We start from the raw sequence: 14612 nt of genomic DNA on the forward strand, positions 1-14612 counted from the left end.
CGCTGCGGCCATGCATGATGCCCGAGCTTTGCAGGAAGGCCGTCGTCCATGAATCCAGCCCAGAAGGCGCTCTGGTACATCGAAAGCCACCTGCGCACGTCGCTGACGCTGGACGATATCGCTGTTGTCGCCGGGGTCTCGCGCTTCCATCTGGTGCGGGCGTTCGCGGAGGCGACCGGCTTTTCGGTGATGCGCTATGTGCGGGCCCGGCGGTTGAGCGAGGCCGCGCGCGAGCTTGCGGCCGGTGCGCCCGACATTCTCACGCTCGCGCTGGATGCGGATTACGGCTCCCACGAGGCATTCACCCGTGCGTTCCGCGACCATTTCGGCGTCACGCCGGAGACGGTGCGCGCGACGACATGCCTAACCAAGCTCAAGCTCCAGGAGCCGATCACCATGATCTCGACCGCCCTCGATCATCTCGATCCGCCGCGTATCGCGATCGGCAAGGCCTTTCTCGTCGCCGGGGTTGGCGAGCGCTACAATCACGCCAATGGCAGCACGGCCGGCATTCCGAATCAGTGGCACGGCTTCCACCAGCAATTCGCGCATATTCCCCGCCAGGCCGGTGACGTTGCCTATGGTGTCGGTTGCAACGGCGACGATGCCGGCAATTTCGACTACATCGCAGGTGTCGAGGTCGCCGATTTCTCTGACCTGCCGCGCGAGTTCGCGCGGGTCCGGATCCCGGCGCAGAAATACGTGGTGTTCACCCACGCCGACCACATCTCGACCATCCGCCGCACCGTCAACACGATCTGGAATCGCTGGCTGCCGCAATCCGGCATGAAGGTCGCCGACGCGCCGAACTTCGAGCGCTACGACGAGAAGTTCGACAAGAACAGCGGCAACGGCGGGCTGGAGATCTGGGTGCCGGTCGAGGAGTAACGGCCGGTGTGGTGGTTGCGCGGGAGGCGAAACTTGCGGGAGACCTTTCAGATGAACGTCGACAGATATGAAAAGCCGGTTGCCATGAGCGATCCGGGGCGTCACGCCGCTCTATTCGATGGCTTGCCGCGGGGCGCCGGCGCGCTTGCGACGACAGTGCAGGGTCTGCTGATCCATCAGCACATCGCTCCGGCCTATGGGGTCACGCTCGGCGGTGACCGGCAAGCGCAATCGCAGGTCCGTGCCGTCGAGACGATGCTGGATGAAATCGTGACGCGCGATGCGCGGCCGCTTGCCGTGGCGCGTGCCGTCAACGAGCGGCAGGTCGGTGTCTGCAGGCACTTCACGCTGCTTCATGTGGCGATGTTGCGCACGCAGGGCATTCCGGCGCGTGCCCGTTGCGGGTTCGGCGCCTATTTCGAAGCGGGAAAATATCTCGACCATTGGGTGACGGAGTACTGGAACGAGGAACGGAAATGCTGGGTCTTGTTCGATTCCCAGATCGACGATCGGCAGCGCGAGCTGTTCAGGATCGGGTTCGATGCGGCGGATGTGCCGCGAGATCAGTTCCTGGTCGCCGGCGATGCCTGGTCGCTCTGCCGCGAGGGGAGCCGCGATCCCGGCGCTTTCGGCATCCTCGACATGCACGGACTTTGGTTCATCGCCGGCAATCTTGTCCGCGACATCGGCGCGCTGAACAATCGCGAGATGCTGCCGTGGGACGTTTGGGGCGCCATGCGCATGCGGGACAACGAACTCGACCTCGCCTTCTTCGACCGGCTGGCAAGCGTCAGTCGCGAGCCCGATGCTCACGTCGATGAACTCGGTGCGCTTGATCGTGATGAGCGGGTGCGTATTCCCGGAGCCGTGTTCAACGCCGTGCTCGACTGCGTGCAGGACGTGTAGCCGAAGGTCGCGGGCGGACCGGACTTCGAGCGCTATGACGAGAAGTTCGACAAGAACAGCGGTAGCGGCGGGCTCGAGATCTGGGTGCCCGTCGAAGGGTAGGGCACCTTCTCCAAGCATGGAACGGTTGCCATTCGAGCGACCCCAGCAGCCTTTGGGGGCCTGATGCGGCGGCTGCTGGGGCCATCTACCGGCCCGATGCGCCGAGCCAGGTTCGCGGGGGCTCCACTTGGACCAAGGCTATGGCGGCTGTTGCGACGCGGGCCACCGAGCCAATCTTTTGGCCGCATCCATGATCTGAACATGCGAGTGGATTTGCAGCTTCCTGAGCAAGCGAACGCGCTGGACCGATATCTGCGCTTCGGTCCCACCGATCTGCGCGGCAATCTGGGCATCGCACCGCCCGAGGGCCATGCGCCTCAGGAGCTTCTTTTCGCGCGGGCTCAGGAGCAGCACAGGACGCCTTCACGACACGAACATCGCAATGCCGATAATGACGAGCGGGCTTAGTCCCATCAGAACGATGCAAACGCTCTCAAGTATGTCACTGTCCATGACGCAACTCCTGCGTTGGGACTGGAACCTACACCCGGTGGAACTCGGCGAGCTAGTGCACTTTGTGCCTCGGAAACCAACCGAAACAACTGGGACTGCTGCACTGCGGACCTCCGTTGAACGCGATGGGCCGATGGATTGATCTATCTCAATCTCCGTTCGAAATGCCGACCCAGCCTTGCTCGCAATCCTGCGATACGTCCAGGCGATCGGGAGGTGGGGCATGTATTGGCATCTTCTCATTTCGGCAGATGGCTCGGAACTGGCGGGCTGAGATGTCGGAGGCTTCGGATTCCCAGTTCGGGAGCGTGCTGGATCCGATGGAACGGATCTCCGAAACCCTTTTCGGCCTGATCATGGCTCTCACCTTTATCTGCTCGCTCGGTATCGCAACCGGGACAAACATCAATCTCAAGACCATGCTGATCGGTGCGCTCGGCTGCAACCTTGCCTGGGGTATCGTTGACGGCGGTCTTTATCTGCTGGGCCGGATCAACAGTCGGGGAAGCAAGCTTCGAATGCTCCACGCGGTGCGGCAGGCGCCGGATTCCGAGACCGCGCGCAGCGTCGTCGCTGACGCACTGCCACCGGAATTGGCGGCGTTTTTGCCTGCGCAGCAATTGGAAGCGATACGGCAGAAACTGCAAGGTTTGCCCGAGACGTCCGGCGGACCGAAACTGACGAAGCGTGATTGGATCGGGGCGCTGGGTCTTTGCTTGCTGAGCTTCCTTTCGACCTTCCCGGTGGTAATCCCGTTTCTATTCCTGAGCGACGCCAGATTGGCGCTGCGCGTCTCCTACGCCGTCGCTATCATCATGCTGTTTTGCTGTGGTTACGTGTTCGGAATTCAAAGCGGGTTACGGCCCTGGGCTGCTGGCCTTGCGATGCTGGCAGTTGGTGGTGCGCTGGTTGGCATAGCGGTGGCTCTTGGAGGATAGCGACGGTGAGGCGGCCCGGTGCTGCATTGGTTCGGCGGTTACGCGATGCCTCATGCGCCGCGTTGGTCGGGATGTGCCTTGCACCGGTGACCGGCGCTCTCGCACAAGCCAATCCCCCAGGTCCAGGCAGTGCAATCGGTCTTGGTAACCGCGGATGGTCGGCGGCCGATACCAACCGTGATAGCTCGGCAAACGAACTCGAATTCAGCGCCCGCGCGGGCGTTGCATCCGACTACATCTATCGCGGGACCACGCTTTCCGATCATGGGCCCGCGGCAGGTGCCGCCTTCGAAACGAGATTTGGTGCGGTATACGCAGGAACTACCGTGGCCACCGTCAAGCTACCGACCCAGCCGGCCGCCGAGTTGACGTTTGCCGGCGGGGTCCGGCCGAAGATCGCAAACATCGATTTCGATCTTGGCGTCACCTATTTCGCTTATCCCAGTGAACGGCTTCCCGGTGAGACGAACGGCATCAACTATTGGGAAGCGGTTATTCGCGGCGATCGTCGCATCACCGAAGACATCCATATCGCGGCCGGCTACGCCTATTCGCCTGACGTCTCGAACACCGGAGCCTGGAGCCAGTATGCCGCGGCCGGTATCGGCTACGATGTGCCAGACCGGCTGCTGCCGCAGGACCTGGCCGTGTCGTTCACGGCTGCTGCCGGCTATTCCTGGTTCGGCAATCAGGCCGCGCAACTCGGCGGCTTCCCGCTACCTGCCTATCTCAACTGGCAGGCGGGCGTGACCTTCACACACAAAGCCTTCAATCTCGATCTGCGCTACTATGACACCAATCTGTCGAGGGAGAACTGCTTTGTCTTCACGGGCGATCCGAATGCGCGTTCGGGTGGCCACGTGAATCCCGTCACCAACCCTGACGGCCTGGTCTCGAACTGGTGCGGCGCGACGTTTGTTGCGAAGGCCTGGTTTGCCTTCAACTAGCTCTCGGTGGCGGCTCGCGTGTCCGCTACCGGGCGAAAGCGGATATCGTGAGCCTCGGGACGCCGCGGCCGCTCGGCTCAAGCACTGGCGTCTCTGGAATACTGGATCACCCGTATGCGCTTGCGCGGGTGATGACACCGCGCTGTTTGAAAGGTTGAGCGGAGGACCATCTTCATCGTCGTCCTGGCGAAAGCCAGGACCCATTACCCAAATGGCAATCGTTCCGCGACGCTGGGGCCGCGATCTCTTTCACAATCAAATTCGGTGGCTATGGGTCCTGGCTTTCGCCAGGACGACACTGTCTTTGATGCTCGAAAGTGCCTAGATCAGTGCGATCTTGCGAGGCAGAACGCGACGACCTGTTCCAGCGCCGTCTTCATCGGCGAGGACGGGAACAGCGCCAGCGCGTCGACCGCCATGGCGCCGTAGTGGTGGGCGCGGCTGATGGTGTCTTCCAGTGCACGGTGCTTGGTCATCAGCCCGATCGCGTGATCGAGATCGGCTGCTCCGATCTCGCCGCGCTCCAGTGCGCGGATCCAGAACTGGCGCTCGGTGTCGTTGCCGCGGCGGAAGGCGAGCACCACGGGAAGCGTGATCTTGCCCTCGCGGAAATCGTCGCCGACATTCTTGCCGAGTTTTGCGGATTTGCCGCCATAGTCGAGCACGTCGTCGACGAGCTGGAAGGCGATGCCGAGATTCATGCCGACCGAGCGGCAGGCGGTCTGCTCGGCCTTGGGCCGGTTGGCGATCACGGGACCGACCTCGCAGGCGGCGGCGAACAGCTCCGCCGTCTTGCCGCGGATCACGGCGAGATACTCGTCCTCGGTGGTCGCGGTGTTCTTGGCGGCGGCAAGCTGCATCACCTCGCCCTCGGCGATGGTGGCGGCGGCCGCGGAGAGAATGTCGAGCGCGCGCAGCGAGCCGACCTCGACCATCATCCGGAATGCCTGGCCGAGCAGGAAGTCGCCGACCAGCACGCTGGCCTCGTTGCCCCACAGCATCCGCGCGGACAATTTGCCGCGGCGCAGCTCGCTCTCGTCGACCACGTCGTCGTGCAGCAGGGTCGCGGTGTGCATGAACTCGACCGCGGCGGCGAGCTTGATATGGCCGTCGCCTGTGTAGTCGGCGAGCTGCGCCATTGCCAGGGTCAGCATCGGGCGCAACCGCTTGCCGCCGGAGGAGATCAGATGATTGGCGACCTCGGGGATCATGGTGACTTCGGAGCCGGTCCGCGAAAGGATGGTCGCGTTGACGCGCTCCATGTCGGCGGCGACAAGTCCCACCAGCCCGTCGATCGAAGCATTGGACGGGCTTTCGAAGGGTACAATAACCGCCACGCTGGTCTCCAATTTTGCCGAATTCGCACTAGCTCAGCTATAACAATAGAAACTGCGCGGTGCAGCGGCAAGGCCACGAAGTTGTTGACATGTGATGCATTGGCCGCACAGCCGGGCGGAGAGGAGAGTGGATTTTGCGGGAATTGGTACGGACCAATGACGTGGTGCTGGTCTCCGCCGTCGGAGCGCTGCTCGACAGCGCTAACATCCATCATCTGGTGCTGGACCAGAACATGAGCATCATCGAGGGCTCGCTCGGCGTGCTGCCGCGGCGGATTCTGGTGCATGAGGACGACAACCACGAGGCCCGCCAGCTCCTGACTGATGCCGGCCTTGGCCACGAATTGCGGGCCGATGACTAGGGCGTTTTCAAGCGAAGTGGACCCCGGTTCGCGTCAAGAAAACGCGTCAAAAAACCAGTCTCCGGCCACCGAGATCACCGAAGACGGATTCCTCGGCGGGCAATTGCGGCTGCGGCAGCCGCGCAGCGGCCACCGCGCCGGCCATGACGCGATCCTGCTGGCCGCGGCGACGCCGGCGCGATCAGGCGACCGGGTCGTCGATCTCGGCTCCGGCGTCGGCGCCGCCGGGCTGGCGGTCGCAAAGCGGGTGGGGGGGATCGATCTGGTCCTAGTCGAAATCGACCGTGCATTGGCCGAGCTTGCCCGGAATAACGCCGGCGCCAACGCGATCATGGCCGAGGTGATCGTGCTCGATGTCGAGGCTGGCGCTTCAGCGTTCGATGACGCCGGACTGGCGCCCGACAGCGCCGACGTCGTGCTGATGAACCCGCCGTTCAACGATGCCACCAGGCACCGCGCCTCGCCGGACAGCGTCCGGCAGCGCGCCCATGTCGCGACCGCGACGACGCTGGCAGCCTGGGTTCACGTGGCGCGGCGGATCCTCAAGTCGAACGGGCAGCTTGCGATGATCTGGCGAGCCGACGGGATTGCCGAGGTGCTGGCCGCGCTGGATCGCGGCTTTGGCAGCCTCGAGATCCTGCCGGTTCACGGCGAGGCGACGTCGCCGGCGATCCGAATCCTGGTGCGGGCCACCAAGGGCGGCCGGGCGCCGACACGGCTGCATGCCGCGCTGTTGCTCAATGAAGAGTCAGGTGTGCCCAATAAATGGGTGCAGGAGATTTTGGCTGGAAAGGGAGAATTGCCGCTGGCGCGGCGCTAACGAGCAGGCGCTGCCCGCATCGTCATTGGCACAAAGTTACTGCGGGGCCGTTTCTGACTGGCGTTCAGGCCTGGATGTGAAGTGGATCGCCGTGAGGAGCGTACCGATCAGCAAAATCAGCAGGTAGATCTTCATGGTTTCCTCTCCGCCCGCGCGTTGCAACCCCAATGACAAAATGCAAAACGCGTTCCACGAAATCCAATGACACTGGCGTGATAAAAAGTGGTTAATTCGAGGTAACGGCATGAGTGAACAAACAAGTGATCGCCAGGGGCATTCTGGAGGACGTTCGGGACTGCTCGAACGCGTGCAGGGAATGTTGCCGGCACGTTTCCGGCGCGGCATGGCCGTGGTGCCGGTGGTGCGGCTGTCGGGCGTGATCGGCGCGGTGACGCCGCTGCGGCCCGGCATGTCGCTCGCGGGCGTCGCCAAGATGCTGGAGCGCGCCTTTGGCACTCGGAATGCCAAGGCGGTTGCGCTGGTGATCAATTCGCCGGGCGGCTCGCCGGTGCAGTCGCGCCAGATCTATCTGCGCATCCGGCAACTGGCCGCCGAGAAGAGGCTGCCGGTGCTGGTGTTCGCGGAGGACGTCGCGGCCTCCGGCGGCTACATGATCGCCTGTGCCGGCGACGAGATTTACTGCGACCCGTCGTCGATCCTCGGCTCGATCGGCGTGGTCGGCGGCAGCTTTGGTTTCCAGGAGGCGATCAAGAAGATCGGGGTCGAGCGGCGGCTCTACACAGCCGGCAGCCATAAGGCGATGCTCGATCCGTTTCTCCCCGAGAACCCCGATGACGTCGCCCGGCTGAAGTCGATCCAGCGCGAGATCCATGCAACCTTCATCAACCTTGTAAAGCAGAGCCGCGGCAGCCGTCTGAAGGCTGCCGACGACGTGCTGTTCACCGGCGAATACTGGGCCGGCGAGACCGCTGTTGGCCTCGGGCTTGCTGACGGCATCGGCGACCTGCGCGCGACGCTGCGGGCCCGGTATGGCGAGAAGGTGCTGACCCCGGTGATCGCGCCCGCGAGCGGCATGTTGTCCGGCCTGCTCGGCCGGCGGTCGCCCGGCGCGGGGTCGATGGCGGCGCTGGACGGGCTGGCAAGCTTGCCGGACGACCTGATCTCGGCGGTCGAAACAAGGGCGATTTGGGCCAGATTCGGGCTGTGAACACGGGGATTTGAGCGCGCCATTTTGCCCCAAAAGCGCGATTGCGGCGCAGGCCGCCTTGCGCGAGAATGCCTGTCGTTGGGGGCCTGACAGACGTGAACGACAAGGATCGACCGATGCCGCCGCTGATTGCATTCGCAGGCGTCCTGGGTGGCCTGGCCGTGGTCCGCTGGGCATACAAGACGGCCGTTCGGATCAACCAGGAACTGGAAGAGGCGCGATTGTCCCGCGTGGCCGAGCCCACGCGTGCGAGCGAAATCAAAACCCTGCGCCGCGACCCCGTCACCGGGGCCTATCGGCCGGGCTAACAGCTTTCGGATTCCGCAAGATGGCGGTGCCGGATTTTCCGGCATCGCCTTGATTCCATTGGCTGCCGCCGATACGGTCCCGCGCGCTTCAAAACCCCCTCGCGAGACCTGTACTGACGATGGACGCCCTGCCTGACCACATGCGCCCGGAACGTTCGTTCCAGGGCTTCATCCTGGCTCTCCAGCGATTCTGGGCCGAGCAGGGTTGCGTCATCCTGCAGCCCTACGACATGGAAATGGGCGCCGGCACCTTCCATCCTGCGACCACGCTGCGGGCGCTGGGGCCAAAGCCCTGGAACGCGGCCTATGTGCAGCCATCGCGGCGGCCCAAGGACGGCCGCTACGGCGAAAATCCCAACCGGATGCAGCACTACTACCAGTTCCAGGTGATCATGAAGCCGTCGCCGCCGAACCTTCAGGACCTGTACCTGAAGTCGCTGGCCGCGATCGGTATCGACGCCGCTGTCCATGACATCCGCTTCGTCGAGGACGACTGGGAGAGCCCGACGCTGGGCGCCTGGGGCCTGGGGTGGGAATGCTGGTGCGACGGCATGGAAGTCAGCCAGTTCACCTACTTCCAGCAGGTCGCCGGCGTCGAATGCGCGCCGGTCGCGGGCGAGCTCACCTACGGGCTCGAACGGCTCGCGATGTATGTGCAGGGCGTCGACCGCGTCTACGACCTCAACTTCAATGGCCGCGAGGGCGGCGAGAAGGTGACCTATGGCGACGTCTTCCTGCAGGCCGAGCAGGAATATTCGCGGCACAATTTCGAATACGCCGACACCGCGATGCTGTTCGAGCAGTTCAGGATGGCGGAAGAGGCCTGCCGCAAATATCTCGCCGCCGGCTGGCGCGAGGGTGGCAATCAAAAGGAACATCTGATGGCCTTGCCGGCCTACGACCAGTGCATCAAGGCGAGCCACGTGTTCAATCTGCTCGACGCCCGCGGGGTCATCTCGGTGACGGAGCGGCAGAGCTATATCGGGCGCGTGCGCGATCTGGCGAAGGCCTGCGGCGACGCATGGATTCACACTGAAACGGGCAGGGCGGTCTGATGCCCGATCTTCTCCTCGAACTGTTCTCCGAAGAAATCCCCGCGCGCATGCAGGCCAAGGCGGCAGACGATCTGCGCCGCATGGTGACCGACAAGCTGGTCGCCGAGGGCCTCGTCTATGAAGGCGCCAAGGCGTTCGCGACCCCGCGCCGCCTGGCGCTGACCGTGCACGGCATCCCGGCGCGCCAGCCCGATCTGAAGTCTGAACGTCGCGGCCCGAAGATGGGCGCCCCGGATGCGGCGGTGCAGGGCTTTCTGAAAGCGACTGGTCTCAAGTCGCTGGATGAAGCGAAGATCCAGAAGGATCCGAAGGGCGATTTTTACATCGCGCTGATCGAAAAGCCCGGCCGGGCCGCGATCGACGTGATCGCGGAGATGATCCCGGTGATTATCCGCACCTTTCCGTGGCCGAAATCGATGCGCTGGGGCGCGCGCTCGGCCAAATCAGGCGCGCTCACCTGGGTGCGGCCGCTGCACGCCATCACCGCGACCTTCGGTCTGGAGACCGAGGAGCCTGATGTCGTCAAGTTCGCGGTCGACGGCATCGAGGCCGGGCAGACCACCTATGGCCATCGCTTCATGGCGCCGGGTGCGATCAGCGTGCGCCGCTTCGAGGACTACGAGGCCAAGCTGAAGGCCGCCAAGGTCATCCTCGATCCGCAGGCGCGCAAGGACATCATCCTCGAGGACGCCAAGGAGCTCGCGTTCGCGCAGGGCCTCGAGCTGGTCGAGGATCAGGTGCTGCTCGACGAGGTCTCCGGTCTCGTCGAATGGCCGGTCGTGATGATGGGATCGTTCGAGAAGGAATTCTTGGTCATCCCGGATGAAGTGATCCGCGCCACCATCCGCAACAACCAGAAGTGCTTTGTGGTCAAAGACCCCAAGACGGGCAAGCTGACCAACAAGTTCGTGCTGACCGCCAACATCGAGGCGCCCGACGGCGGCAAGACCATCGTCGCCGGCAACGAGCGCGTGATCCGCCCGCGGCTGTCCGACGCGAAGTTCTTTTACGAGACCGATCTGAAGACCAGGCTCGAGGACCGGCTGCCGAAGTTCGAGCAGATCGTGTTCCATGAGAAGCTCGGCACCCAGGCTGAGAGGATCAAGCGGATCGAGCAACTGGCGGCGGAAATTGCGCCGCTGGTCGGCGCAGATGTCGAGAAGACCAAGCGCGCCGCGCGCCTTGCCAAGGCGGATTTGTTGACGGAGGTCGTCGGCGAATTCCCCGAACTGCAAGGCCTGATGGGGAAGTACTACGCGCTGGCGCAGGGCGAGGATGCCTCGGTCGCCGCCGCGAGCGAGGAGCACTGGAAGCCGCAGGGGCCGACCGATCGCGTGCCGACCGATCCGGTGAGCGTCGCGGTGGCGTTGGCGGACAAGCTCGACACCCTGGCGGGGTTCTGGGCAATCGACGAGAAGCCGACGGGATCGAAGGACCCGTATGCGCTGCGTCGTGCGGCGTTGGGCGCGATCAGGCTGATCGTCGAGAACACGCTGCGCCTGCCGATCCTGAAGGCGGCCAAATCCGCATTGCTCGGGCTGTCGGTCAAGGCTGATGCCGAAACACTGCCGAGCGATCTCCTCGCCTTCTTCGCCGACCGCCTGAAGGTTCAGCTCCGCGATCAGGGCGCGCGGCACGATCTCGTCGACGCCGTGTTCTCGCTCGGCGGTCAGGACGATCTCCTGCTCGTCGTTCGCCGCGTCGAAGCGCTCGGCAAATTCCTCGACAGTGACGACGGCAAGAATCTGCTCGCGGGCACCAAACGCGCCAGCAACATCCTCGCCATCGAGGAGAAGAAGGACAAGCGCACCTTCGACGGCGCGCCTGATGCTGCGCTCTACAAGCTCGATGAAGAGAAGATTCTTGCCAAGGCGATCGACCAGGTGAAGGCCGAGGCCTCCGCCGCGGTTGCAAAAGAAGACTTCGCCGGCGCGATGAGCGCGATGGCGAAGCTGCGTCCCGCGGTGGATGCGTTCTTCGACAAGGTCAAGGTCAACGACGATGACCCCAAGGTGCGCGAAAACCGCCTGAAGCTGCTCAACGAGATCCGCGCCGCGACGCGTGCGGTGGCAGATTTCTCCAGGGTCGAGGGTTGACCGATGGACCGCGCAACGCTCGCCGCTTACGACAAGGAGGCGGCGACGTTTGCGCAGGACTGGCACGACCAGCCGGCACCTCGCGATCTGCAGGAGATCGTCGGGCAATTCTTCATCAAGGGCGGTGCGACCGCCGATATCGGCTGCGGCAGCGGCCGCGAGGTGGCGTGGCTCAATGCCAACGGCTTTCCGGCCGAAGGCTTCGATGCCTCCGAGGGCCTGCTCGCGGAAGCGCGCACGCGCTACCCGGCGCTGCGCTTTTCTCACGCCGAATTGCCCGAACTATCCGGCATCGCCGCCGATAGTTTCGACAATGTGCTGTGCGAGACCGTCATCATGCATCTCGATCACGTTGCTGTAGCGCCGTCGGTCCGCCGGATGTTCGAACTCGTGAAGCCCGGCGGCATCTTCTATCTGAGCTGGCGCGTCACTGCCGGTGACGATGCGCGCGATGCGCATGGCCGGCTCTACGCGGCGTTCGATACCGCGCTGGTGCGGGCTGAGCTGGCGGCGGCCGAATTGCTGCTCGACGCGGAAGTCGTCAGCGCCTCGTCCGGCAAGGTCATTCACCGGCTGGTTGCCAGCAAGGGCAGGGAATGATGGCGCGGCTCGCGACATGCGCCTGCGGACAGCTCCGCGTCACCTGTCAGGGCGAACCCGTCATGGTATCGCTGTGTCATTGCCTGGAGTGCCAAAAGCGAACCGGCAGCACCTATGGCGTCGCGGCGTTCTTTCCGCGCGCCGATGTCGAGCCGCAGGGCGAGGCGCGCGAATACAGCCGTATCGGCGGCAGCGGGTCTGCGGTGGTGTTTCATTTCTGCCCGAATTGCGGATCGTCGGTCTATTGGGAGCCCGGTCGCGCGCCGGATCTGGTCGGCGTTGCCGTCGGCGCCTTTGCGGACCCCGATTTTCCGGCGCCGTCGCAGTCGGTCTTCACCCAGCGCCGCCACGCCTGGGTCGTCGACAGGTAAGCCGCCACCGCCGCAACATGTGTCGCGTCAGAAATATTTGGAAATAATTTGCAATTTATTAACCATGCCCTGCGAGGGTCCTGGTGAGTCAACGATTTCTTAAGAAATCGCCCCTCGCGCCAATGCAGGGACCTCCCCGATGACCTCGATCGGCACCACGCCCAATCCTTACGCCCGATATGGCTCGGCCTATGCGCGGGCCGCCGAGACACCCTCGCTGGCGGCGACCTTGTCAGGTGACGGCACCGCCGGCGACCTGTCGGCGCCCGCGACCTCGAGCGCCGCAACCAACCTCACGCTGTCGGACGCCGCCCGCGCGCAGCTCGCCAAGGCGCCGCTGCCGGATTTCGCGACCGTCACCCATGACGCGCGCGTCACGCTCGACCAGCTCTACACCGCCGCGGGCGTGAAGAAGCCGATCGTCGATGGCAAGACCACGATCGATCTCTCGACACTGGATCGCCGCTCGCTGTTTGCGATCTCGACCAACAATGGTGGCAAGTTCACGCCGGACGAGCAGGCGGTCGCCGCCACCGAACTGAAGCAGCGCTTCGACAAGGCCTTGGCGCCGTCGCTTGCGACCACGCGCCTGACCGGCGACTACAGCGTCAGCTACAAGTCGGCGCTCGACTATCTCGACGGCGCCAGCGAAGAGGAAAAGGCAACCGCGACCTGGGCCAACCAGCGCGCCGCGGTGCTGAAAGGCTATCAGGCGACGCAGCAGGATCCGAACAAGGCGCCGACGGGAATTTCAGGCGACCCGGTCGCGGCCGCGCTGGCGGGGACCACGTCGCCCACGACGGGCAAGCCACGCGATTTCGGCAGCGTGGCGAGCGATGCGCGCGCCTTCCTCGATCGGCAGAAGAGCGAGGCGGCGAAGAGCGGCAAGGAACTGGTGTACGATTCCCGCCGCAAGACCGGACAGCTCGCCGACCTGTCCTCGCTCGACAATCGCTCGCTGTCGGCGATCTCGCTAAACCAGGACAAGAAGTTTTCAGGCGAGGAGATCTTCGCGGCCAAGCACGAACTCAACACGCGGACCCGTCTTGCCGTGCTCGATGCGCTGAAGCAGAGCCAGTCCGCCGGCGATCCGCGCCAGTTCAGCCTCGGCATCCTCAAGCAATATTCCTCGATGAGCGCGGAGGAACGCCAGGCTGCCAACTGGACGCAGGATTTCCAGGACGCCGCGATCAAGAACTACAAGTCGACCTCGACGCTGCTCTCGATCCTCAAATCGTAAGCCAGCAGAGCGTTTTCGAGCGAAGTGGGTACCGCTTCGCGTGAAGAAAACGCGTCAAAAGAAGAATCTGGAATTTCTAGCGACAGAACAGAAGAGCCCCGCCCGGAGGGGAGGCCGGGCGGGGCTTTCTGGTCCGGTCGAACTGCGCGCACATCCGCTTGCGCGGCGCCCGGACTGTTCGTTCAGGCGATCATGCTGAAGCTGAGCTACTCGACCACCTGAACGATCCGCCGCGAACGCGGCTCGACCAGAACGGTCTCGCCATTCACGACGGTGTAGCGATAGGGCGTCGCGCCGAACCGTTGCGGCACGTCGTAATAAGTTACGCCGGCATCCGGCAGCACGGTGCCGACCACGACGCGATCCGGAACGGCGTAGTTCGGCACGCGCTCGCGCACGATGTATTCGCGGAACGCCGGGCGCTGCTCAACCGCAATGCCCTCGTCATCCTCGACGGCAACCGGCGGGCCACCGCGGACAATGCCGACGGTCTGGGCCTGTGCGGCAACAGCCGGCACCGTGATCGCAGCAGCAACCGCTGCAACGGCAAGTATTCTGTTTCGCATGGCTCGCTCCATTCTTTTAACGCGCGCGCCGACCTTCGCCGATGCGCACGGCGAGCCAATGCATCTGGTGTGGCGATGTTCCGGAAAAACCGCCGCCACATACGCGGCAATTTGGAGCAATTTTCGTGAGTTGCGGGAACTCGCAGGCCGTGACGGACGTCTTGATGTGGAAACCCCCGCAGCGGATAAACTGCCGCTCGATTCGCTCCTCCAAAAACCGCCGGAGAAACACTTCAATGGTCATCACCGCTGGGCATTTGCCGCACATTGTCGCTCTGATCGCAGGCGTCCTGATCCTGATCATGCCGCGGCTGCTCAACTACATCGTCGCGATCTACCTGATCTTCGTCGGGCTCGTGGGAATGGGGCTGCTGCGCTGGCTGCACCTGTAGCGGGAAAGCGGGGTTTCGCGGCTTGCGCGGAACCCCCCAAAATGGTGTAAGGCGCGCATCTTC

Annotated in this window: 17 protein-coding genes and 1 pseudogene; 15 read left to right on the forward strand and 3 right to left on the reverse strand. The window is 63.9% G+C overall.

Features of this window, described 5'->3' with window-relative positions:
* The first annotated feature begins 48 nt into the window (after positions 1-48).
* The 3 genes and pseudogenes from BraRD5C2_RS31910 to BraRD5C2_RS39735 form a co-directional block, all read left to right on the forward strand.
* Positions 49-888: an AraC family transcriptional regulator gene (locus BraRD5C2_RS31910; RefSeq protein WP_223975282.1), complete on the forward strand. Its 840-nt coding sequence runs from the start codon at positions 49-51 to the stop codon at positions 886-888.
* Between the two features lie 51 nt (positions 889-939).
* Positions 940-1794 carry a transglutaminase-like domain-containing protein gene (locus tag BraRD5C2_RS31915; RefSeq protein ID WP_223975284.1) on the forward strand — a complete coding sequence of 285 codons (855 nt, stop codon included), beginning with the start codon at positions 940-942 and terminating at the stop codon, positions 1792-1794.
* 3 nt (positions 1795-1797) lie between these two features.
* Positions 1798-1896: pseudogene (locus BraRD5C2_RS39735) on the forward strand (AraC family transcriptional regulator); the annotation flags it as partial.
* Between the two features lie 138 nt (positions 1897-2034).
* Here BraRD5C2_RS39735 and BraRD5C2_RS39740 read toward each other — a convergent pair.
* Complete coding sequence (locus BraRD5C2_RS39740; RefSeq protein WP_374708075.1) at positions 2035-2208, reverse strand: helix-turn-helix domain-containing protein; 174 nt, start codon at positions 2206-2208, stop codon at positions 2035-2037.
* A 416-nt stretch (positions 2209-2624) separates the two neighbouring features.
* Here BraRD5C2_RS39740 and BraRD5C2_RS31925 point away from each other — a divergent pair, with 416 nt between their 5' ends.
* Both BraRD5C2_RS31925 and BraRD5C2_RS31930 read left to right on the forward strand, forming a co-directional pair.
* Positions 2625-3287, forward strand: a complete 663-nt coding sequence (locus BraRD5C2_RS31925; RefSeq protein ID WP_223975286.1) for a VIT1/CCC1 transporter family protein — start codon at positions 2625-2627, stop codon at positions 3285-3287.
* Between the two features lie 71 nt (positions 3288-3358).
* The gene (locus tag BraRD5C2_RS31930) at positions 3359-4234 is read left to right on the forward strand and encodes a TorF family putative porin (protein ID WP_223975287.1); all 876 of its coding nucleotides are present in this window, start codon (positions 3359-3361) and stop codon (positions 4232-4234) included.
* Positions 4235-4560: 326 nt separating this feature from the next.
* Here the strand turns inward: BraRD5C2_RS31930 and BraRD5C2_RS31935 are convergent, their stop codons facing one another.
* On the reverse strand, positions 4561-5571 hold the full coding sequence (locus BraRD5C2_RS31935; protein ID WP_173638096.1) for a polyprenyl synthetase family protein: 1011 nt from the start codon (positions 5569-5571) through the stop codon (positions 4561-4563).
* A 134-nt stretch (positions 5572-5705) separates the two neighbouring features.
* Between BraRD5C2_RS31935 and BraRD5C2_RS31940 the strand changes: the two genes are divergently transcribed.
* The 9 genes from BraRD5C2_RS31940 (at position 5706) to BraRD5C2_RS31980 (ending at position 13591) form a co-directional block, all read left to right on the forward strand.
* Complete coding sequence (locus BraRD5C2_RS31940; RefSeq protein ID WP_092116072.1) at positions 5706-5933, forward strand: putative signal transducing protein; 228 nt, start codon at positions 5706-5708, stop codon at positions 5931-5933.
* Positions 5926-6753 (forward strand): tRNA1(Val) (adenine(37)-N6)-methyltransferase, encoded by an 828-nt coding sequence (locus BraRD5C2_RS31945; RefSeq protein ID WP_223975288.1) that lies wholly within the window; start codon positions 5926-5928, stop codon positions 6751-6753. The genes BraRD5C2_RS31940 and BraRD5C2_RS31945 overlap by 8 nt, the downstream gene beginning before the upstream one ends.
* A 244-nt stretch (positions 6754-6997) precedes the next feature.
* Complete coding sequence (locus tag BraRD5C2_RS31950; RefSeq protein ID WP_223975289.1) at positions 6998-7921, forward strand: S49 family peptidase; 924 nt, start codon at positions 6998-7000, stop codon at positions 7919-7921.
* Positions 7922-8037: 116 nt separating this feature from the next.
* Complete coding sequence (locus tag BraRD5C2_RS31955; RefSeq protein ID WP_223975290.1) at positions 8038-8229, forward strand: hypothetical protein; 192 nt, start codon at positions 8038-8040, stop codon at positions 8227-8229.
* A gap of 119 nt (positions 8230-8348) precedes the next feature.
* Entirely contained in the window at positions 8349-9284 is a 936-nt protein-coding gene (locus tag BraRD5C2_RS31960) for a glycine--tRNA ligase subunit alpha (RefSeq protein WP_223975292.1), read from the forward strand.
* On the forward strand, positions 9284-11380 hold the full coding sequence (gene glyS, locus BraRD5C2_RS31965; RefSeq protein ID WP_223975294.1) for a glycine--tRNA ligase subunit beta: 2097 nt from the start codon (positions 9284-9286) through the stop codon (positions 11378-11380). The genes BraRD5C2_RS31960 and glyS overlap by 1 nt, the downstream gene beginning before the upstream one ends.
* A gap of 3 nt (positions 11381-11383) precedes the next feature.
* Positions 11384-11980: a class I SAM-dependent methyltransferase gene (locus tag BraRD5C2_RS31970; RefSeq protein ID WP_223975295.1), complete on the forward strand. Its 597-nt coding sequence runs from the start codon at positions 11384-11386 to the stop codon at positions 11978-11980.
* Positions 11980-12351 (forward strand): GFA family protein, encoded by a 372-nt coding sequence (locus tag BraRD5C2_RS31975; RefSeq protein ID WP_223975689.1) that lies wholly within the window; start codon positions 11980-11982, stop codon positions 12349-12351. Before BraRD5C2_RS31970 ends, BraRD5C2_RS31975 begins: the two co-directional genes overlap by 1 nt.
* A 139-nt stretch (positions 12352-12490) precedes the next feature.
* Positions 12491-13591: a hypothetical protein gene (locus BraRD5C2_RS31980; protein ID WP_223975297.1), complete on the forward strand. Its 1101-nt coding sequence runs from the start codon at positions 12491-12493 to the stop codon at positions 13589-13591.
* 206 nt (positions 13592-13797) lie between these two features.
* Here the strand turns inward: BraRD5C2_RS31980 and BraRD5C2_RS31985 are convergent, their stop codons facing one another.
* A complete protein-coding gene (locus BraRD5C2_RS31985; RefSeq protein ID WP_223975299.1) occupies positions 13798-14157 on the reverse strand; it encodes a DUF1236 domain-containing protein in 360 nt (119 codons plus the stop codon).
* 236 nt (positions 14158-14393) lie between these two features.
* Here BraRD5C2_RS31985 and BraRD5C2_RS31990 point away from each other — a divergent pair, with 236 nt between their 5' ends.
* Positions 14394-14549, forward strand: coding sequence for a DUF3096 domain-containing protein (locus BraRD5C2_RS31990; RefSeq protein ID WP_080891118.1), 156 nt, complete (start codon positions 14394-14396; stop codon positions 14547-14549).
* The last annotated feature ends 63 nt before the right edge of the window (positions 14550-14612 follow it).

Source organism: Bradyrhizobium sp. RD5-C2 (genome assembly GCF_019972155.1).
Taxonomy (GTDB): domain Bacteria; phylum Pseudomonadota; class Alphaproteobacteria; order Rhizobiales; family Xanthobacteraceae; genus Bradyrhizobium.